24 protein-coding genes are annotated in these 20,819 nt (G+C 68.8%); 15 read left to right on the top strand and 9 right to left on the bottom strand.

Annotated features, from left to right (window positions below):
• Positions 1–154 precede the first annotated feature (154 nt).
• Positions 155–934 carry a hypothetical protein gene (locus ACYJSS_RS28055; protein WP_236206211.1) on the bottom strand — a complete coding sequence of 260 codons (780 nt, stop codon included), beginning with the start codon at positions 932–934 and terminating at the stop codon, positions 155–157.
• 57 nt (positions 935–991) lie between these two features.
• Positions 992–1,978 carry an alpha/beta hydrolase gene (locus ACYJSS_RS28050; protein WP_111264084.1) on the bottom strand — a complete coding sequence of 329 codons (987 nt, stop codon included), beginning with the start codon at positions 1,976–1,978 and terminating at the stop codon, positions 992–994.
• Positions 1,979–2,107: 129 nt separating this feature from the next.
• On the opposite strand from ACYJSS_RS28050, the gene aroC reads away from it, so the two are divergent.
• The 5 genes from aroC (at position 2,108) to mtnC (ending at position 6,419) form a co-directional block, all read left to right on the top strand.
• Entirely contained in the window at positions 2,108–3,199 is a 1,092-nt protein-coding gene (gene aroC, locus ACYJSS_RS28045; RefSeq protein ID WP_173178359.1) for a chorismate synthase, read from the top strand.
• A complete protein-coding gene (locus ACYJSS_RS28040) occupies positions 3,196–4,347 on the top strand; it encodes an MFS transporter (RefSeq protein WP_069560487.1) in 1,152 nt (383 codons plus the stop codon). Before aroC ends, ACYJSS_RS28040 begins: the two co-directional genes overlap by 4 nt.
• On the top strand, positions 4,344–4,958 hold the full coding sequence (locus tag ACYJSS_RS28035; protein WP_111264083.1) for a methylthioribulose 1-phosphate dehydratase: 615 nt from the start codon (positions 4,344–4,346) through the stop codon (positions 4,956–4,958). Before ACYJSS_RS28040 ends, ACYJSS_RS28035 begins: the two co-directional genes overlap by 4 nt.
• 86 nt (positions 4,959–5,044) lie before the next feature.
• Positions 5,045–5,590, top strand: coding sequence for a 1,2-dihydroxy-3-keto-5-methylthiopentene dioxygenase (locus ACYJSS_RS28030; protein WP_111264082.1), 546 nt, complete (start codon positions 5,045–5,047; stop codon positions 5,588–5,590).
• 145 nt (positions 5,591–5,735) lie between these two features.
• Positions 5,736–6,419: an acireductone synthase gene (mtnC, locus tag ACYJSS_RS28025; RefSeq protein WP_111264081.1), complete on the top strand. Its 684-nt coding sequence runs from the start codon at positions 5,736–5,738 to the stop codon at positions 6,417–6,419.
• A gap of 13 nt (positions 6,420–6,432) precedes the next feature.
• On the opposite strand, the gene ACYJSS_RS28020 is transcribed toward mtnC, so the two are convergent.
• On the bottom strand, positions 6,433–7,317 hold the full coding sequence (locus tag ACYJSS_RS28020) for an endonuclease/exonuclease/phosphatase family protein (RefSeq protein ID WP_111264080.1): 885 nt from the start codon (positions 7,315–7,317) through the stop codon (positions 6,433–6,435).
• 129 nt (positions 7,318–7,446) lie between these two features.
• Here ACYJSS_RS28020 and ACYJSS_RS28015 point away from each other — a divergent pair, with 129 nt between their 5' ends.
• The 3 genes from ACYJSS_RS28015 to ACYJSS_RS28005 are packed head-to-tail and all read left to right on the top strand — an operon-like array spanning position 7,447 to position 8,438.
• Positions 7,447–7,644 carry a PLDc N-terminal domain-containing protein gene (locus tag ACYJSS_RS28015; RefSeq protein WP_236206213.1) on the top strand — a complete coding sequence of 66 codons (198 nt, stop codon included), beginning with the start codon at positions 7,447–7,449 and terminating at the stop codon, positions 7,642–7,644.
• Between the two features lie 51 nt (positions 7,645–7,695).
• Positions 7,696–7,887: a PLDc N-terminal domain-containing protein gene (locus ACYJSS_RS28010; RefSeq protein ID WP_111264079.1), complete on the top strand. Its 192-nt coding sequence runs from the start codon at positions 7,696–7,698 to the stop codon at positions 7,885–7,887.
• Positions 7,884–8,438, top strand: a complete 555-nt coding sequence (locus ACYJSS_RS28005) for a histidine phosphatase family protein (RefSeq protein WP_236206214.1) — start codon at positions 7,884–7,886, stop codon at positions 8,436–8,438. Before ACYJSS_RS28010 ends, ACYJSS_RS28005 begins: the two co-directional genes overlap by 4 nt.
• Before the next feature lie 35 nt (positions 8,439–8,473).
• Here the strand turns inward: ACYJSS_RS28005 and ACYJSS_RS28000 are convergent, their stop codons facing one another.
• On the bottom strand, positions 8,474–8,974 hold the full coding sequence (locus tag ACYJSS_RS28000; protein WP_236206215.1) for a methylated-DNA--[protein]-cysteine S-methyltransferase: 501 nt from the start codon (positions 8,972–8,974) through the stop codon (positions 8,474–8,476).
• A gap of 3 nt (positions 8,975–8,977) precedes the next feature.
• Complete coding sequence (locus tag ACYJSS_RS27995) at positions 8,978–9,868, bottom strand: DNA-3-methyladenine glycosylase family protein (protein WP_236206216.1); 891 nt, start codon at positions 9,866–9,868, stop codon at positions 8,978–8,980.
• A gap of 169 nt (positions 9,869–10,037) precedes the next feature.
• Here ACYJSS_RS27995 and speE point away from each other — a divergent pair, with 169 nt between their 5' ends.
• A complete protein-coding gene (gene speE / locus ACYJSS_RS27990; RefSeq protein ID WP_111264075.1) occupies positions 10,038–10,898 on the top strand; it encodes a polyamine aminopropyltransferase in 861 nt (286 codons plus the stop codon).
• 222 nt (positions 10,899–11,120) lie between these two features.
• On the opposite strand, the gene ACYJSS_RS27985 is transcribed toward speE, so the two are convergent.
• From ACYJSS_RS27985 to ACYJSS_RS27970, 4 genes are all read right to left on the bottom strand, one after another.
• On the bottom strand, positions 11,121–12,437 hold the full coding sequence (locus ACYJSS_RS27985) for an MFS family transporter (RefSeq protein WP_236206217.1): 1,317 nt from the start codon (positions 12,435–12,437) through the stop codon (positions 11,121–11,123).
• A 290-nt stretch (positions 12,438–12,727) separates the two neighbouring features.
• Positions 12,728–13,273: a GNAT family N-acetyltransferase gene (locus ACYJSS_RS27980; RefSeq protein WP_236206218.1), complete on the bottom strand. Its 546-nt coding sequence runs from the start codon at positions 13,271–13,273 to the stop codon at positions 12,728–12,730.
• A complete protein-coding gene (locus ACYJSS_RS27975) occupies positions 13,273–13,617 on the bottom strand; it encodes a hypothetical protein (protein WP_236206219.1) in 345 nt (114 codons plus the stop codon). The genes ACYJSS_RS27980 and ACYJSS_RS27975 overlap by 1 nt, the downstream gene beginning before the upstream one ends.
• A complete protein-coding gene (locus tag ACYJSS_RS27970) occupies positions 13,614–14,654 on the bottom strand; it encodes an AraC family transcriptional regulator (protein ID WP_236206220.1) in 1,041 nt (346 codons plus the stop codon). Before ACYJSS_RS27970 ends, ACYJSS_RS27975 begins: the two co-directional genes overlap by 4 nt.
• A gap of 166 nt (positions 14,655–14,820) precedes the next feature.
• Between ACYJSS_RS27970 and ACYJSS_RS27965 the strand changes: the two genes are divergently transcribed.
• The 6 genes from ACYJSS_RS27965 to ACYJSS_RS27940 all read left to right on the top strand — a co-directional run bounded on the left by ACYJSS_RS27965 (position 14,821) and on the right by ACYJSS_RS27940 (position 20,571).
• Complete coding sequence (locus ACYJSS_RS27965) at positions 14,821–16,296, top strand: flavin-containing monooxygenase (protein ID WP_111264291.1); 1,476 nt, start codon at positions 14,821–14,823, stop codon at positions 16,294–16,296.
• Entirely contained in the window at positions 16,280–17,218 is a 939-nt protein-coding gene (locus tag ACYJSS_RS27960) for an alpha/beta hydrolase (protein ID WP_236206221.1), read from the top strand. Before ACYJSS_RS27965 ends, ACYJSS_RS27960 begins: the two co-directional genes overlap by 17 nt.
• A 1-nt stretch (position 17,219) precedes the next feature.
• A complete protein-coding gene (locus ACYJSS_RS27955; protein ID WP_111264289.1) occupies positions 17,220–17,981 on the top strand; it encodes an SDR family oxidoreductase in 762 nt (253 codons plus the stop codon).
• Between the two features lie 212 nt (positions 17,982–18,193).
• Positions 18,194–19,093 carry a DMT family transporter gene (locus tag ACYJSS_RS27950; protein WP_111264288.1) on the top strand — a complete coding sequence of 300 codons (900 nt, stop codon included), beginning with the start codon at positions 18,194–18,196 and terminating at the stop codon, positions 19,091–19,093.
• Positions 19,094–19,351: 258 nt separating this feature from the next.
• The gene (locus ACYJSS_RS27945) at positions 19,352–19,693 is read left to right on the top strand and encodes a ribonuclease E inhibitor RraB (protein ID WP_111264287.1); all 342 of its coding nucleotides are present in this window, start codon (positions 19,352–19,354) and stop codon (positions 19,691–19,693) included.
• A 134-nt stretch (positions 19,694–19,827) separates the two neighbouring features.
• Positions 19,828–20,571, top strand: coding sequence for a type 1 glutamine amidotransferase (locus tag ACYJSS_RS27940; protein ID WP_111264286.1), 744 nt, complete (start codon positions 19,828–19,830; stop codon positions 20,569–20,571).
• Positions 20,572–20,819 lie beyond the last annotated feature (248 nt).

Raw genomic sequence — 20,819 nt, 5'->3', positions numbered from 1 at the left:
GCCCGTCCCCGCCAGGCGACGGGCTTTTTCATGCCTGGGCATTTTGGGGGGGCCGTGGGCGGGTGGAGCCCGCGCAAGAGAGGCAACGGCCCTGTCGGGGTGCACCCGACCTAGGGGCAGTGCCTCCCGTGGCGCGTGTGGGGCGCGCGCAGGCTCAATGCGTGGCGATCCAGATCAGCAGCCCCGCCTGGAACACCGCGAACACCACCAGGCAGGCGATGGTGAAGCGCAGGCCGCTGTCTTCGCGCTGGAAGGCGTCGACCCGCTCCTGCAGCTTGCGGATCTCGATCTCCTGCTGGTGCAGGTTGTGGTCGGCCTGCTGGAGCATGGCGGCGGCGTCGAGCATGTCGACGACCTGCACCTTCTCCCGGTTCCAGTCCTCGTGCAGCTCGCTGACGCGACCGGCGCGGTACTCGGCCTTCAACTGCAGCGCATCGAGGTAGGCGACTTCGAAGCCCTGTGCCTTGAGGAAGTGGTCGCGGCGCAGGCGGAAGTCTTCGGCTACGGCGTCCTTGGCTGCCAGGGCACCGCCCTCGACCTTGTAGTGCGGCCAGTGACGCCGCGCCCAGCCGATGCCGCGTGCCAGCAGGAAGCGGCCGAGGCCGCGGTTCTGCGGCTCCAGCTGAAGGCCGCTGTCGGCGCCGAAGCGCACTTCCTTCAGGCGGTGGTCGGCCCAGACCTCGAACAGGTTCTGCTCCTTGCGCACGCGCTGCCCGGGCAGGTGCAGGCTCAGGTGCAACACGCTCTGGTCGGTGCTGTGGCGCTCCACCTCGCCGAGCTGGACGAAACGCAGCGGCCGCGCACCGGTCTGGCGATCGGTGGGCAGGGGCGCCAGGCGCAGCAGCTGGAAACGCTCCGGCGGCAGGTCGGCCCAGGGGTGCGGCTGCGGCGTCGGTTCGGTGGTTTCCTGCTGTTCGGTTTCGCTGTCGGTCATCGAGCACAATCCTGTGGCGGAGTGCAGCGGCCCAGTGGCGGCGCGCTGACCTGACCCTTATCGGCCGCTTTTCCCGTCGCTGGAGGGCAGGCGTTCGATGAAGGCGATCAGGCGTTCGCCGAGCTCGCGGGCCAGGGGCAGGCCGGGGGAATTATAGGTGGCGAGCGGGTCGCGGGCATCCGCCGGGGTGATGCGCAGGACGTGGTCCATGCCCGGGATTATCGCCAGCTCGGCATCCGGGCGGATCGCCTGCAGGGCACGGGCGTCAGCCACCTCCACCTGGCTGTCGTGGGTGCCCTGGACGATCAGCGCCGGCACCCGCACGGCGGCGAAGGCGGCGGCCGGGTCCTTGGCGAAGAGCGAGATGAGGTAGGGCTGCACGCTGGGGCGGTAGAGCACCAGCAACGGCTTGGGCACGCCCGGCACCTGATGCCCGGCCCTGAGGCTGGCGAGGATTTCGTTGCTGCGTGCCAGCAGTGGGGACGGCAGGCGCCGTTGCAGTTGCTCCTGCAGCACCTGGTCGATGGGGCGGGCGCTGCCGGCGATGGAGACCAGCGCATCGGCGCCGGCATCTGGCGCGGCCAGGCTGGCGATCAGCGCGCCCTCGCTGTGGCCGATCAGCACCAGGCGCGAGAAGCGTGGGTCGGCCTTCAGCGTGCGGCCCCAGGCCACCGCATCGGCCACATAGAGGTCGACGCTCAGTTGCCGCTCGTCGGGGCCGGCGGCCCGGCTCGCGGCGATGCCGCGCTTGTCGTAGCGCACGCTGGCGATGCCGTTGCGTGCCAGCAGCTCGGCGAGCTTCTTCAGGCTGTCGTTGCGCCCGCCCATGGGGTTGTTGCCGTTGCGGTCCGTCGGGCCGGAGCCGGCCAGCAGCAGCGCCACCGGCACCGGCGCCTCGCTCTTGGGCCGCAGCAGGGTGCCGTGCAGGGTGCCGCTGGCGGTCTCCAGCTCGATGGGGCGCTGCAGGACGGTCCAGGGGCTGGCCAGGGCGCTACCGGTGAAGGCCAGGAAGAGGAGGGCAAGTAAGGGGAGGAAGCGTGGCATGAAGGGTTCCGGGTACGGCGACGTGGCTTTGACGCCGGCGCCGGCGCAAGGTTCGTGGGTGAACTGGCCGGGCGCCGCAGGTATACTCCTCGGCCTTTCTTCGAGGCCCATTTCAGCGGAGCACTGTGCATGTCCGGCAACACCTACGGCAAGCTGTTCACCGTCACCACGGCTGGCGAAAGCCACGGCCCGGCGCTGGTCGCCATCGTCGACGGCTGCCCGCCCGGGCTGGAGCTTTCCCTGGAGGACCTGCAGCGTGACCTCGACCGCCGCAAGCCGGGCACCAGCCGCCACACCACCCAGCGCCAGGAAGCCGACGAGGTGGAAATCCTCTCCGGCGTCTTCGAAGGCCGCACCACCGGCTGCTCCATCGGCCTGCTGATCCGCAACACCGACCAGAAGTCCAAGGACTACTCGGCGATCAAGGACCTGTTCCGCCCGGCCCACGCCGACTACACCTACCACCACAAGTACGGCGTCCGCGACTACCGCGGCGGCGGCCGTTCCTCGGCGCGCGAGACCGCCATGCGCGTCGCCGCCGGCGCCATCGCCAAGAAGTGGCTGGCCGGGCAGGGCATCCGCATCCGCGGCTACATGAGCCAGCTCGGCCCCATCGAGATCCCCTTCAAGACCTGGGACTCGGTGGAGCAGAACGCCTTCTTCAGCCCCGACCCGGACAAGGTGCCGGAGCTGGAGGCCTACATGGACCAGCTGCGCCGTGACCAGGATTCCGTCGGCGCCAAGATCACCGTCGTCGCCGAAGGCGTGCCGCCGGGCCTGGGCGAGCCGATCTTCGATCGCCTGGACGCGGAACTGGCCCACGCGCTGATGAGCATCAACGCGGTGAAGGGCGTGGAGATCGGCGCCGGCTTCGCGTGCGTCGCCCAGCGTGGCACCGAGCACCGCGACGAGCTGACCCCGGAAGGCTTCCTCAGCAACAACGCCGGCGGCATCCTCGGCGGCATTTCCTCGGGTCAGCCGATCGTCGCTCACCTGGCGCTCAAGCCCACCTCCAGCATCACCACGCCGGGCCGCTCCATCGACGTCGACGGCAACCCGGTGGACGTGATCACCAAGGGCCGCCACGACCCCTGCGTCGGCATCCGTGCCACGCCCATCGCCGAAGCCATGATGGCCATCGTGCTGATGGACCACCTGCTGCGCCATCGCGGGCAGAACGCCGATGTGCGCGTCACCACCCCGGTGCTCGGCCAGCTGTGACCGGCGGCGCGCTGCCGTACTGGCGGCTGTCCGGCTTCTACCTGTTCTACTTCGCCCTGCTGGGCGCCACGGCGCCCTTCCTCGGGCTCTACTTCGCCCACCTGGGCTTCTCCGCCGCGCGCATCGGCGAGCTGGTGGCCATCCCCATGCTGATGCGCTGCGTGGCACCCAACCTCTGGGGCTGGCTGGGCGACCGCAGCGGCCGGCGCCTGGCCATCGTGCGGTTGGGCGCGCTCTGCACCCTGTGCACCTTCGCGCTGATCTTCGTCGACAAGAGCTACGCCTGGCTGGCGATGATCATGGCCCTGCACGCCTTCTTCTGGCATGCGGTGCTGCCGCAGTTCGAAGTGATCACCCTGGCGCACCTCAAGGAGCAGGCGGCGCGCTACAGCCAGATCCGCCTGTGGGGCTCCATCGGCTTCATCCTCACCGTGGTCGGCCTGGGCAAGGCGTTCGAGGTGTTCAGCCTGGACGTCTACCCGGTGGCGCTGGTGGTCATCATGGCCGGCATCGTGCTCAGCAGCTGGTGGGTGCCCAATGCCACGCCAGTGGCCCGGGAGGGGGGCGCCAGCGGCGGCTTCCTCGACCAGCTGCGGCAACCCGGGGTGCTGGCGTTCTACCTGTGCGTGGGGTTGATGCAGCTGTCCCACGGCCCGTACTACACCTTCCAGACCATCTACCTGGAAAGCCTCGGCTACCCGCGCGGCTTCATCGGCCAGCTGTGGGCGCTGGGCGTGGTGGCGGAGGTCTTGATGTTCCTGGCGATGGCGCGCATCCTCTCGCGCTTCCCGGTTCGCCAGGTGCTGGCCGCGAGCTTCCTGCTCGCCGCGTTGCGCTGGCTGCTGCTGGGGCATCTCGCCGACAACCTCGCGGTGCTGCTGTTCGCCCAGGTGCTCCATGCGGCGACCTTCGGCAGCTTCCATGCGGCGGCCATCCATTTCGTGCAACGCCAGTTCGGCCCGCAGCAGCAAGGCCAGGGCCAGGCGCTCTACGCAGCCCTCGCCGGCACCGGCGGCGCGCTCGGAGCCCTGTACTCCGGTTACAGCTGGAACAGCCTGGGCGCCTCCTGGACCTTCGTCATCGCCAGCCTGGCCGCCATGGCCGCTGCCGTTATCATTGCCACTCAATTGAAAGAGGAGCGGGCATGAACCGCCAAACACTCACCCGTGAAATCATCGAGGCCGGCCGCTTCCTCTATGGTCGCGGCTGGTCCCCGGCCACCAGCAGCAACTACTCGGCGCGGCTGTCGGCCGACCAGGCGCTGCTGACCGTCTCCGGCAAGCACAAGGGCCAGCTCGGCGAGGACGACGTGCTGGCCACCGACCTCGACGGCATCAGCCAGGAGCCCGGCAAGAAGCCTTCCGCCGAGACCCTGCTGCACACCCAGCTGTACCGCTGGAAGCCGGAGATCGGCGCCGTGCTGCACACCCATTCGGTCAATGCCACGGTGCTCTCGCGCCTGACCCTGGCCGACTCCCTGGTGTTCGCCGACTACGAACTGCAGAAGGCCTTCAGCGGCGTCTCCACCCACGAGTCGCAAGTGCTGGTGCCGATCTTCGACAACGACCAGGACATCGCCCGCCTGGCGGCCAAGGTGCAGCCCTGGCTGGACGCACACCCCGACTGCGTCGGCTACCTGATCCGTGGCCACGGCCTCTACACCTGGGGCCCACGCATGAGCGACGCGCTGCGCCAGGTCGAAGCCTTCGAGTTCCTGTTCGAGTGCGAGCTGAAGGTTCGCGCCCTCCACAAACCCTGACGCTTCCTTCCACCGAAGATGCATGACCGATCGAGCGTCCGCCCGACCCGCCCCAGAGCGGGAGCGCGGCGCCAGGAGCAGCCCCGATGAGCAGCCTTACCGTCTATCACGAGTCCAGCCCCGAGGTTCCGAACAAGATGCTGACCCATGTCGACGACATCGCCAGCACCCTCGCCGATGTCGGCGTGCGTTTCGAGCGCTGGCAGGCCAGTGCGCCGATCACCGCCGGCGCGTCCCAGGAGGAGGTGATCGCCGCCTACCGCCCGCAGATCGACGCCCTGATGCAGGAGCGCGGCTACGTGACGGTGGACGTGGTCAGCCTCGACCGCGACCACCCGCAGAAGGCCGAGCTGCGTGCCAAGTTCCTCGACGAGCACCGCCACGCCGAGGACGAAGTACGCTTCTTCGTCGCCGGGCGCGGCCTGTTCACCCTGCACATCGACGACTACGTCTACGCCGTGCTGTGCGAGAAGAACGACCTGATCTCGGTGCCCGCCGGCACCCGCCACTGGTTCGACATGGGCGAGGAGCCGCACTTCGTCGCCATCCGCCTGTTCAACAACCCCGAGGGCTGGGTGGCGCAGTTCACCGGCGAGGAGATCGCCAGCCGGTTCCCGCGGTTGGAGGATTGAGCGTGCAAACCCCATCGGTGGGCTGAAGCCCACCCTACGCCCACCCTGCGTTCGCCCCGACGCCCAGAGCCGCAGCCTGATCGCCTCTGCCTGTGGGGCACCTGAAAGGGTGGGGTCCACTGAACATCGAAACATCGGAGCCTGCATGCCCATCAAAGCCATCCTCACCGACATCGAAGGCACCACCAGCGCCGTCAGCTTCGTCTTCGACGTGCTCTTCCCCTATGCCGCCCGCCACCTGCCGGAGTTCGTCCTGGCCCACGCCGAGCGGGCGGATGTCGCCGAGCAGCTGCAGGCGGTGCGCGCGGAGAGCGGCGAGGCGGGCGCCGATGTGCAACGGGTGGTGGAGATCCTCCTCGGCTGGATCGCCGAAGACCGCAAGGCCACGCCATTGAAGGCGCTGCAGGGGATGGTCTGGGAGCAGGGCTATGCCGCCGGCCAGCTCAAGGGCCACGTCTATCCGGACGCGGTGGATGCGCTGAAGCGCTGGAAGCAGGACGGCTACGACCTCTATGTCTATTCCTCCGGCTCGATCCAGGCACAGAAGCTGATCTTCGGCTGCTCCGAGGCGGGCGACCTGACGCCGCTGTTCTCCGGCTATTTCGACACCACCTCCGGACCCAAGCGCGAGGCGGCCTCCTATGCACGCATCGCCGAGGCCATCGGGCGCCCGGCCGAGGACATCCTCTTCCTCTCCGACGTGGTGCAGGAGCTGGACGCCGCGCAGCAGGCCGGCATGCCCACCATCGGCCTGGCCCGCGAAGGCGGTGAGCTCGCCGGCCATCCCACCGTGGCCAGCTTCGCCGTGATCGACCCGGCGCGCGCCTGAGCCGCCCCGGGGCCTACTGGTCCAGCCACACCGCGCGGTGATCCGAGCCGCGCCAGGGCAGGGTGCCCACCGCGCGTACCGGCCGCTCGCCGCGCACCAGGATGTGATCCAGCCCGAGCATGCCCGGCCACCAGGTGGGGCGGATGCGCGGGCTGGTCAGGCGCAGCCCGGCGGTGGCGAGGAAGTCCTGCAGGCGCGGTGAATAGGCCGTGCTGTTGAAGTCCCCCAGCACGACCACGTCCGGCCCTTCGGAAGCCACGCGCTCGGCCAGCTGCCGCAGCGACTCGTCACGCGCCAGCGCCAGTTGCGTGCCCAGCGGCGGCGGCGGGTGCACGCCGTAGAGCACCGTGCCGTCCTCCAGCTCCGCGCGCAGGTAGGGGTAGCCGGCAGCAGGGCCGGTGAGCTCCAGCACCTGGCAGCTTTTCAGTGGCAGGCGCGAGAACAGCGCCAGGCCGAAGGGCGAATCGCTGTAGCGGGCGCAGGCCTCGAATGGGCGCAGCGCGGTCAGTTGCTCCGACCAGGTGGGCGTGGCCTCGCTGACGAAGATCAGGTCCGCCTTCTGTTCCGCCAGCCAGCGGGCATCGGCGGCGGCATCCGCGTTGTCCAGCTTCAGGTTGAAGGCCAGGAAGCGCCGCGTGGGCGCATCCGTCGCCAGGGGCTCGGCGGGCAAGGGGGTCAGGGCCCAGCCCAGGGCGCCCAGCCCACAGAGCGCGAACAGCAACGATGAGGCATTGCGCGGCTGCACGGCGGCCCCGAGCAGCATCACCACGGCCTGGATCGGCACGAAGTGGCTGAGCAGCTCCAGGCCCCAGTGCAGGCGGCCGAACTGGCCAAGCACCAGGGTGACCAGGGCCAGCCAGGCGAGCTGATTGAGATGAAAGCGCAAGGCCTTGAGCACGCGTGCGTCCTGAATTCTCGGGAAAGGCGCGAATTGTAGGCCATCCGCCGCGCCTCGCGTGATCGGCGACGGGAACCCTGGCCGGCGCCCGTGTCCTAACACTGGAGAGCCACCCTGCCGGAGCCCGCCATGAGCCAACACGCGATGACCCTCTACGCCACGCTGGGCACGCTGTACCTGCTGCTCACCGCCTGGGCCCTGTTCAACGTGCTGGGCAGCGGCGCGCGGCGCGAGCAGAAGGTCCTCTGGACCGCATTGTTGCTGCTGTTCCCGCTGCTCGGGCTGTTCAACTGGGCCTGGATGGGACCGCGTCGCCAGCACCGTTGATCCAGCCTCACCTATCCTGCACTCACAACCCCCGCAACAAGGAGCAACGCCATGGGTTCGATCCTCAACAGCCTGGCCGGGCTGATCATCCTCGCACTCGACATCTGGGCCATCCTCAACGTCATCAAGAGCAACGCCGAGATCGGCATGAAGGTGCTGTGGATCCTGCTGATCGTGCTGCTGCCGGTTATCGGCCTGATCATCTGGGCCATCGCCGGCCCCCGTGGCGATGTGAGGATATGAACCTCCGCCGTGGCGCCTGGCTGCTGCTCGGGGCCTGCCTGGCGCTGCCGGCCCACGCCTACGAGGATGCCGCCTGGGCCGCGCTGCGCAGTGGCCAGGCGGTGTTCCTCATGCACCACGCCACCGCGCCGGGAGCGGGCGACCCCGACACCTTCCGCCTTGGCGACTGCACCACCCAGCGCAACCTCGACGGTGGCGGACGCTACCAGGCCCAGCAGTGGGGCCAGCTGTTGCGCAGCCACTGGATCGAGGGGCCGCGCATCTTCACCGGGCGCTGGTGCCGCACCCAGGACACCGCCCTGGAAATGGGCATGGGCGCCTCGCAGCCGATGCCCGAGCTGGACTACTTCGAGGGGGATACCGCCGTCATGCAGCGCATGCGCCAGGCCATCAACGCGCTGCCGCGCGGCCTGCCGCTGGTACTGGTGACCCATGGGGTGAACATGACGGCCCTGACCGGAGTCCCGGCGGCGCCGGATGAAGCCCTGATCGTCGCGCTGCCCATCACCGAGCCGGCGCGGGTGCTGGCACGGGTGCCCGCGCCGCGCTAGGCCCTGGCGCTCCCGGCGCTGGAGCGAAACGGGGCTCAGATGAGCTGCAGCTGATCCTGCACCGGCTGCATCGCCGCGCCTTCCAGGCGCAAGAGGATGGCCTTGCGCTCCAGCCCTCCGCCGAACCCGGTCAGGCTGCCGTCGCGGCCGATGACCCGGTGGCAGGGGATGATCACCGCGATGGGGTTGGCGCCGTTGGCCAGGCCGATGGCGCGCACCGCCTTGGGCCGGCCGATGCGCAGGGCCTGGGTGGCGTAGCTGATGGTCTGGCCGTAGGGGATCTCCAGCAGTGCCTGCCAGGCGGCGCGCTGGAACTCGGTGCCCTGGGGCGCCAGTTGCAGGTCGAAGCGCTTGCGCTTGCCGGCGAAGTATTCGTCCAGCTGGCGGCAGGCCGCATCGAGCTGGCGGGTGGCCGGGTGCCAGAGCGGGTCCAGCTCCGTGGGCCGTTCGGTCTCCATGTGCAGCAGGCGCAGCCCGGCCTCGTCGCCGGCCAGCAGCAGTGGGCCTATGGGGCTGTCCTGATAGCGGAAGTACATGGATCAATTCTCCGATGCGTAGCTGTGCCAGAGGTACACGGCGGCGTAGGCGCGCCAGGGCCGCCAGTGTTCGGCGCGGCTGGCCAGGGCCTTGGCGCTGATGCCCGCATCGCCCCAGAACGGCGACTTGAGCAGGCCCAGGTCGGCGGTGGGGAAGGCATCCGGCTGGCCGAAGGCACGCAGGGCGATGTATTCGGCGGTCCAGGGGCCGATGCCGGGCAGGGCGCAGAGCCGCGCGATGAGCGCTTCGACGCCCTCGGCCACCGAGAGTTCCAGGGCACCGGAAGCCACCGCGTCGGCGAAGCGGCGCAGCGTCTCCACCCGCTTGCCGGGCATGCCGATGCCGGGCAGCGCGTCGTCGGCGATGGCGCGGGCGGTGGGGAACAGGCGCAGCGGACCGTCGTCGGGGGAATCCGCCAGGGGCTCGCCAAGGCGCTCCACCAGGCGCCCGGCGATGGTCACCGCCGCCTTCACCGTCACCTGCTGGCCGATGATGGTGCGCACGCCCTGCTCGAAGGGGTCGAACGCCACCGGCAGGCGCAGGCCGGGGTAGCGTTCCAGCAGGGGTTGCAGCTGCGGGTCGCCGCACAGGTGCCGGGCGATGGCCAGGGGGTCGCTGTCGAGGTCGAACATCTGCCGCACCCGCGCCACCAGCTCCGCTTCACGGCCGAGGCACGAGGGGCTCAGCTCCAGGGCGAGGTGCCCGGCACCGGGGCGCACGCGAAACCAGCCGTGCAGCTCGCCGAGGCGGAAGCTGCGGCAGTAGCTGGCGGCGTCGATGCGCTCGACGCCGGGCAGGCGGCGCAGGGCGAAGTGGCGCAGGAACTGCTCCCAGCTCCAGGGTTCGATGTAGGGCAGGTGCAGGCCGGTGGCGGCGGGGAGGGATGCGTTCATGGCGCGACGATACCGTCGGTCGTGGCGGCTGTCTCTCGGAAACTGATCATCGAATTCCCCCGCTTCACGGTTCGACCTGAAACCCGGGCCATCGTAGAATGCGCGCCTTTTCTTCGGACGGGCCCGGGCCAGCCGCCCACCCACCTGCAGCCATCACGGGAGACCCCTCATGAGCGACTACCAGGAAACTCTCTACGAAGGCTACGGCCAGCGTTTTCGCATGGACAAGCTGCTCCACGAAGTGCGCACCGAGCACCAGCACCTGGTGATCTTCGAGAACCCGCGCATGGGCCGCGTAATGGCCCTGGACGGCGTGATCCAGACCACCGAGGCGGACGAGTTCATCTATCACGAGATGCTCACCCACGTGCCCATCCTCGCCCACGGCGCCGCGCGGCGCGTGCTGATCATCGGCGGTGGCGACGGCGGCATGCTGCGCGAGGTGCGCAAGCACAAGAGCGTCGAGAGCATCACCATGGTCGAGATCGACGGCACGGTGGTGGAGATGTGCAAGGAGTTCCTGCCCAACCACTCCAGGGGCGCCTATGACGACCCGCGACTGAACCTGGTGATCGACGACGGCATGCGCTTCGTCGCCAGCACCGAGGAGAAGTTCGACGTGATCATCTCCGACTCCACCGACCCGATCGGGCCGGGCGAAGTGCTGTTCTCCGAGAACTTCTACCAGGCCTGCCGCCGCTGCCTGAACGAAGGCGGCATCCTGGTCACCCAGAACGGCACGCCCTTCATGCAACTGGGCGAGGTGCAGACCACCGCCGGCCGCATGAACGGCCTGTTCGCCGACTGGCACTTCTACCAGGCGGCCGTACCCACCTACATCGGCGGTGCCATGACCTTCGCCTGGGGCGCCACCGACCCCGCGTCGCGCAAGGTCTCCCTGGAAACCCTGCGCCAGCGCTTCGCCGGCAGCGGCATCGTCACCCGCTACTACAACCCCGAGATCCACCTCGGCGCCTTCGCCCTGCCGCAGTACGTGCTGCAGGCCATCGGCAAGCCGAGCAACGACTGAGTCCAGTGCCACGCAAAAGGCCCCGCGAGGGGCCTTTTTTGTGCCCGCTCGATGGGCCAGAGGACCCTCCCTGCGGGAGCGGTTTCAACCGCGAAATGGGCTCGCGAAGGACACCGTGGCGGCATAAAACCCGTAGGGGCCAATTCATTCGCCCACGGGCAACGGCGTTGCCCTGATGTGGGCGGGGCAGCCCTGCGGGCTGCTGGGCGACCGAAGTCGCCCCTACAGATCGTGATGCAGGTAGCTCGCCTGCTTCGGCAGCCGCAGGCTGAAGAGGAAGGCCACCACCATCATGGCCGAGACGTACCCGTAGAAGGTCTCCTCCATGCCGATGGACTTCAGCCCCAGCGCCGCGTATTCCGCCGAGCCGCCGAAGACGGCGTTGGCCACCGCATACGCCAGGCCAACGCCCAGGGCGCGGACTTCCGGCGGGAACATCTCGGCCTTCACCAGCCCGCTGATGGAGGTGTATAGGCTGACGATGGCCAGGGCCAGGATGATCAGCGCGAAGGCGATGTAGGGGCTTTGCACGCCCTTGAGCGCGGTGAGGATCGGCCAGGTGCACAGCGCGCCCAAAGCGCCGAACCAGAGCATCGAGGTGCGCCGGCCGATGCGGTCGGAGAGGGCGCCGAACAGCGGCTGCATGAGCATGTAGACGAACAGCGCGCAGGTCATCACGGCACTGGCGGTCCTGGTGGTCATGCCGGCGCTGTTGACCAGGTATTTCTGCATGTAGGTGGTGAAGGTGTAGAAGATCAGCGAGCCGCCGGCGGTGTAGCCGAGCACGGTGACGAAGGCGCGCTTGTGGTGACGGAACAGGTGGCCCAGGCTGCCGGATTCCTCGCTGTGCAACTGGTCCTGGCGGGCGGTCTCGTTCAGCGAGCGGCGCAGGTAGAAGGCGATCACCGCCGTCGCCGCGCCGATCACGAAGGGGATGCGCCAGCCCCAGGCTCGCAGCTCGTCCTCGCTCAGCAACTGCTGGAGGATCACCACCACCAGCACTGCCAACAGCTGCCCGCCGATCAGGGTCACGTACTGGAAGGAGGCGAAGAAGCCGCGCTGGCCCCTGAGCGCCACCTCGCTCATGTAGGTGGCCGTGGTGCCGTACTCACCGCCCACCGACAGCCCCTGGAACAGCCGCGCCACCAGCAGCAGCGCCGGCGCCAGGGCACCGATGGCGGCATAGGTGGGCATGCAGGCGATGGCCAGGGAACCGGCGCACATCATCAGCACCGAGATCATCATCGAGCGCTTGCGCCCGTACTTGTCGGCCACGCGGCCGAACAGCCAGCCGCCGATGGGGCGCATGAGGAAGCCGGCGGCGAACACGCCGGCGGTGTTCAGCAACTGCACGGTCGGGTCGTCGGAGGGGAAGAAGGCCGGGGCGAAATAGATGGAGCAGAAGGCGTAGACGTAGAAGTCGAACCATTCCACCAGGTTGCCGGAAGAGGCGCCGACTATCGCGAACACGCGTTTGCGGCGTTCTTCGAAGCTGTAGTGCGGATGGGGGCTATCGAGATGTTCGGTCGTACTGCTCATGGGGCTGGGCACTCGTTCTGGAAGGAGTTGCGGCCCGCGCCCTCGAACGGGGGGCGGGCCGGGCCTGTCCTTGGATTGACTGCCGGTGTCACAAAATGTTGCGGCTCCTGATATCAGCCAAGCCCCGCTTGGGCGGGAAAGCAACGACCGCAGGGCGGCTCGCGGGGCGATGTTAGGGGACGTATAGGGCGCGCGTAGGATGGGTAGAGCTTGGCGAAACCCATGCTGTGGTGGTCGGTGGCGTGGGTTCGGGCTCGGGATTGATGGGTTTCGCTGCGCTCTACGCCATCCTACGAGACGGGTGCGGGGATCACCGGGCCGAGGCGCAGTTGCATGGCCACGCGGTCGGCCAGGCCGAAGGCCTTTTCCTCCTTGAGGCGGCGGATCAGCTCGTCGTGCAGCTCGGCTTCCTCCAGCGGGCGGAAACCGAGCCGGGCGTAGTAGGGGGCGTTCCAGGGGATGTCGGCGAAGGTGGTCAGGTACAGCGCATCGTGGCCGCGTGCCTCGGCCCAGTCGCGGGCGGCGGCGATCAGGCGACGGCCGATGCCGCGACGGCCCAGGGAAGGCAGCACGTCCAGTTCCGCCAGCAGGGCGATGCCGCCGAGCACCTCCACCAGGGCGAAGCCCACGGCCATGCCGCCGCCCTCCTGTGCCACCCACAGGCGGCCTTCGGCCTGCCCCTGCGCCAGCAGCGCCTGGGGCACGGTCGCCTCGCGCAGGAGTTCGGGAATGGTGCCCTCCGGGAACAGGCTGGCGGCGGCGCGCTCGATCTCGGCCAGCACCGCCAGGTGATGGGGCTCGGCCGGGACCACCGGGTAGTCCTCCTGGGCGGGCATCAGCGCCACTCGCCTTGCTGGTCCACCAGCGTGCGCTCGCCCCGGGTCACGCTCAGGTGGCCGTCTTCGCCGACGACGTAGCGGGTATCGCCGTTGTTGAACTCGTAGCCCAGGGCTTGGCAGGGGGTGACGCCATCGGCACACAGGCGCATGAGCTGGCGGCCCTTGAGTTCCAGGGTGTTGCCGCTCTTCTTGCTGGTGCCGCGGTAGAGCACGTCGTCGCAGCCGACGGTGCCTTCCTCGCACTGCTCGATGATTTCGATGCGGTAGCCGGGGGTTTCCAGGGTCTGTGCCGGCAGCGGACCGGCGACGAGGAGCAGGGGCAGGGCGAGGGTGTATCTCATGACAGGGCGTTCCGGGGCTGGAGTTGGCTGCGGTACTGGCCGGGCGTGATGCCCTTCCAGCGTTTGAAAGCATGGATGAAGTTGGACAGTTCGCCATAGCCGAGGCGTTCGGCGATCTCTTCCAGTCGGATGCCGACGGTGGCCAGCAGTTCCTCGGCCAGGGCGTTGCGCACTTCCTCCTGCAACTGGCGGAAGGAGGTGCCTTCGGCGTCCAGGCGGCGACGCAGGGTGCGCGAGGTCATGTGCAGCTCGTTGGCGATGCGCTCCATGTCCGGCAGCAGACCCGGCTGGGACAGCAGGCGATCGCGGATGCGTCCGGCGAGCCCCACGCGCACCCTGCGGCGCGCCAGCAGTGCCTTGCACTGGGCTTCGCACTGCTGCGCCACCTGCGGGTTGGCGCCGGGCAGCGGCAAATCGAGCAGGGCGCGGGCGAAGACGATGCGATTGTCCTGTGCGCCGAAGCCCGGCGTCACGCCCAGCAGTTCGCGGTAGGGCGTGGCGTCGGCCGGCGCGGGCAGGGCGAGGCTCACGCGCTGCAGCGGCAGGTCGGCATTGTTCAGGTCGCGCTGCACGCTTAGGGCCCCGGAGATGTCGCGCTCCAGCAGGAAGCCGCGCAGGTCCTCGGGCAGGCCGCGCCCCTCCAGCACCAGGTGCGCTTCGTCGTCGTGCTCTTCCAGGCGCATGGTGTGGAAGGCGTAGGTCAGATCCAGGTAGCGCAGGCCCAGTTCGGCGGCACTGCGGTAGGTGGGGCTGCTGAGCAGGGCGAAGCCCCAGATGCCATAGGTGCTGAGGTGGTAGCGGCGGCCGGCCTTGAGGCCGATGCCGGGGATGTGCCCGAGGGCCTGGACGATATTGCGCACCAGGGCCAGTTCCTGCTGCGAGTCGACCTCGGCGCCGGGGTCGGCCAGGGCGTTCCAGTCCAGGCCGGTACCGGCCAGGCAACGCTCCACGGCGAGCCCGTGGTCGAGGCCGAACTGGGTGAGCAGCTGCACGCTGATGGCACTGCGGCGGGGTGGCCAGTGGGAAATGTCCTGCATGTCGTGTCGCGTTCCTTGGCGGTTGAACGGGCATTTCTGTCCGAAAAGCACAATTCGCTGTCCGATCATGCCATAAACAGCGTGCGCCGCCGCGCATTAGCATCCTCTCATCCGCACGTTCGGCTGGCCTGGTCCCCGACGGTTGCGGCGAGCATGGGAGAAAACAATGAACAACAATCCCCAGCACCCGGCGCCCCTGCGCGTGCTGATCATTGGTGCCGGCTTCGGTGGCCTCGGCCTGGCCATCCGCCTGCAGCAATGCGGCATCGAGGATTTTCTGATCCTCGAGAAGGCCGCCGACCTCGGCGGTACCTGGCGTGACAACACCTACCCCGGCGCGGCCTGCGACGTGCCTTCGCACCTCTACTCCTTCTCCTTCGAGCCCAAGCTCGACTGGTCGCGCAAGTTCGCGCCCCAGGCGGAGATCCACGCCTACCAGCAGCAGTGCGCCGAGCGCCACGGCCTGCGCCGGCGCATCCGCTTCGGCACCGAGGTGGCCGGCGCCCGCTTCGACGAGGCGGCGGCGCTGTGGCGGGTGGAGACCACCACGGGCGAGCATTTCAGCGCCCGTGCCCTGGTCAGCGCCTGCGGGCAGCTGAACCGGCCGGCCATGCCGCGCCTGCCCGGCATCGAGAATTTCACCGGCGAGGTGTTTCACTCGGCGCGCTGGAACCACGACTACGACCTGGCCGGCAAGCGCGTGGCGGTGATCGGCACCGGCGCCAGCGCCATCCAGTTCGTGCCGCAGATCGCGCCGCAGGTGGCGCAGCTGCACCTGTTCCAGCGCTCCGCCGCCTACGTCATCGCCAAGCCCGACCGCGCCTACCGCCCATGGGAGCTGGCGCTGATGAAGCGCCTGCCGGCGCTGCAGAAGGTCGACCGGCTGCTCAAGTACATCCAGCACGAGGCGCGCGCCCTGGCCTTCACCGTCTTCCCGCCGCTGATGAAGGTGATGCGCCTGGGCTTTCACCTGCACCTGGCGCGCAGCATCCGTGACCCGGAGCTGCGTCGGCGCCTGCAGCCGGACTACCCGCTGGGCTGCAAGCGCATCCTCATCTCCAACGACTTCTACCCGGCCCTGTCGCGGGACAACGTCGAGCTGGTGGAGCAGGCCATCACCGGCGTCAGCGAGCGTGGCGTGCTCACCGCCGACGGCCGCGAGCGCGAGGTGGACGCGATCATCTATGGCACCGGTTTCGCCGCCACCGATTTCCTCGCCCCCATGAGCATCCAGGGTCGCAGTGGCCGCGACCTCAACGAGGCCTGGCGCGAGGGCGCCGAAGCCTACCTGGGCATCAGCGTCAGCGGCTTCCCCAACCTGTTCATCCTCTACGGGCCGAACACCAACCTGGGGCACAACTCGATCCTCTACATGCTGGAAAGCCAGTTCGCCTATGTGCTCGGGTGCCTGCGCGCGCTGCAGCGCGACGGCCTGCGCTACATGGACCTCAAGCCCGAGGTGCAGCGCCGCTTCAACGACAGGCTGCAGCACGCCGTACGCCATACGGTGTGGGAGCGTGGCTGCAACAGCTGGTACAAGACCGCCGATGGCCGCAACACCAACAACTGGCCCGGCTTCACCCTGACCTACCGCCAACAGACCCGCCAACCGGAGCTCGACCACTATGAATGCGTCCGTTGATTTCACCGCGCCCGATGCCGGCCAGCCGCTGTTGCGTGCGGTGCTGCGTGGGGGCTTGCGGGTGCTGTTCCGGGGCCTGGTGCGCCCGCCGATGCCCATCGCCGGGCAGCGGGCGGTGATCCGCGCGCTGACCTCCACCCCGGTGGCGATGCGCGGCGTCACCCGCAGCCGCGACAGCCTCGGCGGGGTGCCCTGCGAATGGCACCGCCCGGCACAGGACAACGGCAGCGTGCTGCTCTACCTGCATGGCGGTGCCTTCCTCATCGGCGCCGCCGCGACCCACCGTGCCATCACCGCCACCCTGGCGCGCCGTGGCGGGTTGTCGGTCTGTGCGCTGGACTACCGCCTGGCGCCCGAACACCCGTTCCCCGCCGCCCGCCAGGACGCCGTGGCCGCCTACCGCGCTCTGCTGGCCCAGGGGTATTCCAGCGAGCGCATCTTCATCGGTGGTGATTCCGCCGGGGGCAACCTCAGCCTGATCACGGCCCTGGAGCTCGGTCGCCAGGGGCTGCCGCAGCCGGCGGGGCTGGTGCTGCTGTCGCCGGTGACCGACTTCAGCGGCGAGCAGATGCACCAGCCGCCGGCCGGCGACCCGCTGCTCAATCCGCTGTGGATGGAACAGGCCATCAGCCTCTACGCCCCTGCCGGACTGGATCGCCGCGACCCCGGGCTGTCGCCGATCTACGCCGACCTGGCCGGCCTGCCGCCGATCCTGGTGCAGGTGGGCGAGGACGAGCTGCTGCTCAACGACAGCCTGCGCCTGGCGGACGCGGCGCGGGCGGCCGGGGTGCCGGTGCGCCTGGAGCGCTACCCGGGGCTGTGGCATGTGTTCCAGGCCCACGCCGGCATGCTGCGTGCCGCTGACCAGGCGCTGGCCAGCATCCTCGCCTTCATCCACGCCCGCAGCGGCGAGGGGGCTTGAAATGCACAACATCCTCATCACCGGCGCCGCGTCCGGCATCGGTCGGGCCACCGCGCGACTGTTCCACCAGAAGGGCTGGACGGTGGGCCTGCTGGACATCGCCCCGCAGCCGCTGGAAGAACTCTCCACCGAACTGGGCGGGCTCTGGTACCAGGCCCTGGACGTCACCGACCTGGCCGCCGTCGAAGGCGCCCTGGCGGACTTCTGCGGGCGCCACGACGGCCAGTTGCGGCTGCTGTTCAACTGCGCGGGCCTGCTGCGCTTCGGCCACTTCGAGACGATCGATGTGGCCGAGCATGCGCGCATCCTCGCGGTGAACGTGCTGGGCCTGGTGCAGATGACCCACGCGGCCTTCCCCTATCTCAAGACCACCGCCGATGCCCAGGTGATCAACATGGGCTCGGCCTCGGGCCTCTACGGCACGCCGCACATGGCCAGCTACTCCGCCTCCAAGTTCGCCGTGCGCGGCTTCACCGAGGCCCTGGAGCTGGAGTGGCGGCGCCATGGCATCCGTGTCGGCGACCTGATGCCGCCCTTCGTGCGTACCCCGATGGTCGAGAGCCAGCGCTTCGAACCGCCGACCCTGCGCCGCCTCGGGGTGAACCTCAAGGCCGAGGACATCGCCGAGGCCGCCTGGCAGCAGGCCCATGGCGCCGCCGTGCACCGGCCCATCAGCCTGCTGTTCAAGCTGATGTACTGGTCCGGGCAGGTGTCGCCGCCGTGGGTCAGCCGGCTGATCATGGGCCGGCTGAGCCGGGAGTAGGGCGGCCGACGGGTTCATGGCTGCAGCCGACATCCGGTGGGCCCCCGCTTCCGCGAGGGTGACGGTGCCTGCGCAGGCTTCCATGCACGCGGTCATCCCCGCGCAGGCGGGGCTCCGCTGGACAGGCATCTCCGGGTGGCTTTGCGCGTGAGTCGGCAGCGTATAGTCTGGCCGGCCGCACCTCCCTGGTGCGCCCCGCAAGGACGCTTTCCATGACCCCCTGGTTCGCCTACGCCTGTCTCGCCCTGTCCATGCTGCTGGTCGGCGGCAATATCGCCATCGGCAAGCTGGTGCTGGCCGAGGTGCCGCTGTTCGTCTTCGCCTGCCTGCGTTTTCTCATCGCCGCCCTGGTGCTGGCGCCGGGCATGGTGTCGACCAGGGTGCGCCGGGGGCTGGATGCCACGGCCGGCAAGGGGCTGTTCCTGCAGGCGTTCTTCGGCTGCTTCCTGTTCAGCCTGTTCATGCTCTATGGCGTGCAGCACACCAGTGCCACCAGTGCGGGCATCATCACCAGCGCGACGCCGAGCGTGGTGGCGCTGCTGGCCTGGTTCTGGCTGCGCGAGCGGATCGGCGCACAGGGCGCGCTGGCAATCGCCCTGGCGGTAGCGGGAATCGCCCTGCTCAACCTGCTGGGCGGCGGCGAGGGCGGTACCGGCAGCGTGCTCGGCAATACGCTGGTGCTGGGCGCAGTGCTGGCCGAGGCGATCTTCGCCATCTATTCGCGGCGCCTGTCCCTGGCGCTGCATCCCTGGGCCATGGCCTTCGGCGTGAACCTCGCGGGGCTGGCGCTGTTCCTGCCCTTGGCACTGTTGCAGGCCCCCGCGTTCGACTGGATGGCGATAAGCCCGGCGACCTGGGCCTGGGTGTTGTTCTATGCGCTGAGCGCCAGCGTGCTGTCCTTCCTGCTCTGGTACCGCGGCATCAGCCAGGTCCAGGCCAGCGTGGCCGGGCTGTTCACCGGGCTGATGCCGGTGGGCGCAGTGCTGGTCGGTGGCCTGCTGCTGGGCGAAGGGCTGAACGCCGGGCAGGCCCTGGGCATGGCCCTGGTGCTGGGTGCCATCGGCCTCGGTGGGCGGGCGGAGCGACGGGCGGTTTCGCCCGACGGTGCCTGAAGTGCCGCCCGTCGTGCCAGGCGAAGGAAAGTTCGCTCGGCGGCGGGCAGACCGGCCGAGCTGACGCTAACCTGCACCTTGATGCAGTCGATCGTTGTGCGTGAGAAAAGCAGCGGCCATCTCCTTCACGGGGGCTGGCCAGGGTGGTGCCCCGCGTCCGCAGGGCCGCCCGTGGCGACGCCGCCAGGCGTCGCGAGGCCGAAGCCTTCGGCCGTCTACAAGCGAAACTCATCAATCGCCAGAGAGGAGGTCGTTACCATGAGCACAACCTTCCACGATGACGTCAGCAGCAATGTTCTACGGCGCATGAAAGAGGGCGGTTTCGATTTCGCCCGGGTCCATCCCATCGAGTTCTACGCCATCTTCCCCGACGAGGACCGGGCCCGGATGGCTGCGCGAAAGTTCTGCGGTGAATGGCTGAACGCCCAGGTGTCGCCCCGCGACGACGGGGCCTGGCACCTGCAGGTGAGCAAGGTGATGTACGCCACCCACGCCGGCATCGGCGATTTCGAACACGACCTGGAGGAGCTGGTCGTGCCCCTCGGCGGGACCCTGGATGGATGGGGCGTGACCCAGGAACTCCCCGCGCCTGCGCGCTGAGTTCCCCAACGCCTGGTAATCACCGGCCAGCCCTGTGCTGGCCGGTGTCGTTCCAGGTGCCTGAAAAAACTTACCTTTTCCTGACTCGACCTCGGCATGGGCTTTGCCTCAGACTCCGGAAACGGAGGGCTGACATGACCGATATCCTGATTCTTACCCATGCCGATTTCTGTCCGGCTGGCCATCTCGCGAGCGTGCTGGACGCGCAAGGCCGGGCCTTCACCGTGTTGCGCGTGGACCAGGGCGAGCTGGACGGCCATGACCTCGATCGCCCGCGCGCGGTCGCGGTGATGGGCGGGCCGATGAGCGTCAACGACCCACTGCCCTGGATCGAGGCAGAAATCGAAGCACTGCGGCATTTCATCGCGCGGGACATCCCCATCATCGGCCACTGCCTCGGCGGCCAGCTGCTGGCACGGGCGCTGGGGGCGGCGGTGCATCGCATGCCCTATACCGAGATCGGCTGGCAGCCGCTGGAGAAACGCGCGCTGGCAGTGGGCAACCCCTGGGTGGCGCACCTGCCCATGCAGTTCCCGGTCTACCAGTGGCACAGCGATACCTTCGACCTGCCCAGCGGTGCGCAGTGGCTGTTCGACAGCCCCTGGTGCCCCAACCAGGGCTTCTCCTGGGGCGACAAGGTGCTGGCCCTGCAAGGCCACCCGGAGATGACCGAGGAACTGGTGCAACTGTGGCTCACCGACTGGGCCCACCTGCTCGACGAGACCCAGCCCAGCCAGCAGTCCAGGGAGCGCATGCTCAAAGACCTGCCGGCCAAGGTGGAGGCGCTGCACCAGGTGGCGGAAGGGTTCTACCGACGCTGGCTGGACCTGGCCTTCCAGGACCAGCCCCTGCGCTCGGCCCCGGCCTTGAGCGCCTAGCGCCGAGTTCTTCTTGCAACAGTGTCGGGTTGCACCCGACCTACATCAGGCGCAGACCCTGTAGGGGCGAATTCATTGGCTCTGTCTGCGTTAAGTGTTGCTAGAGGATTTGAGTCCAGCTGATTGCCGAGCTCTGATGATGTTTCTGGTTTCGCCCCCCGGGCGAGTCTCTTTCTTCAGTCGCCAAGAAAGAAACCAAAGAGGCTTGCCCCATCATCCGGCCCCGGCTTCGCCGGGGTTCCCTCACG

It is taken from the genome of Pseudomonas sp. No.21 (assembly GCF_054558415.1).
This window is presented reverse-complemented; position numbering and strand designations above follow the sequence as displayed.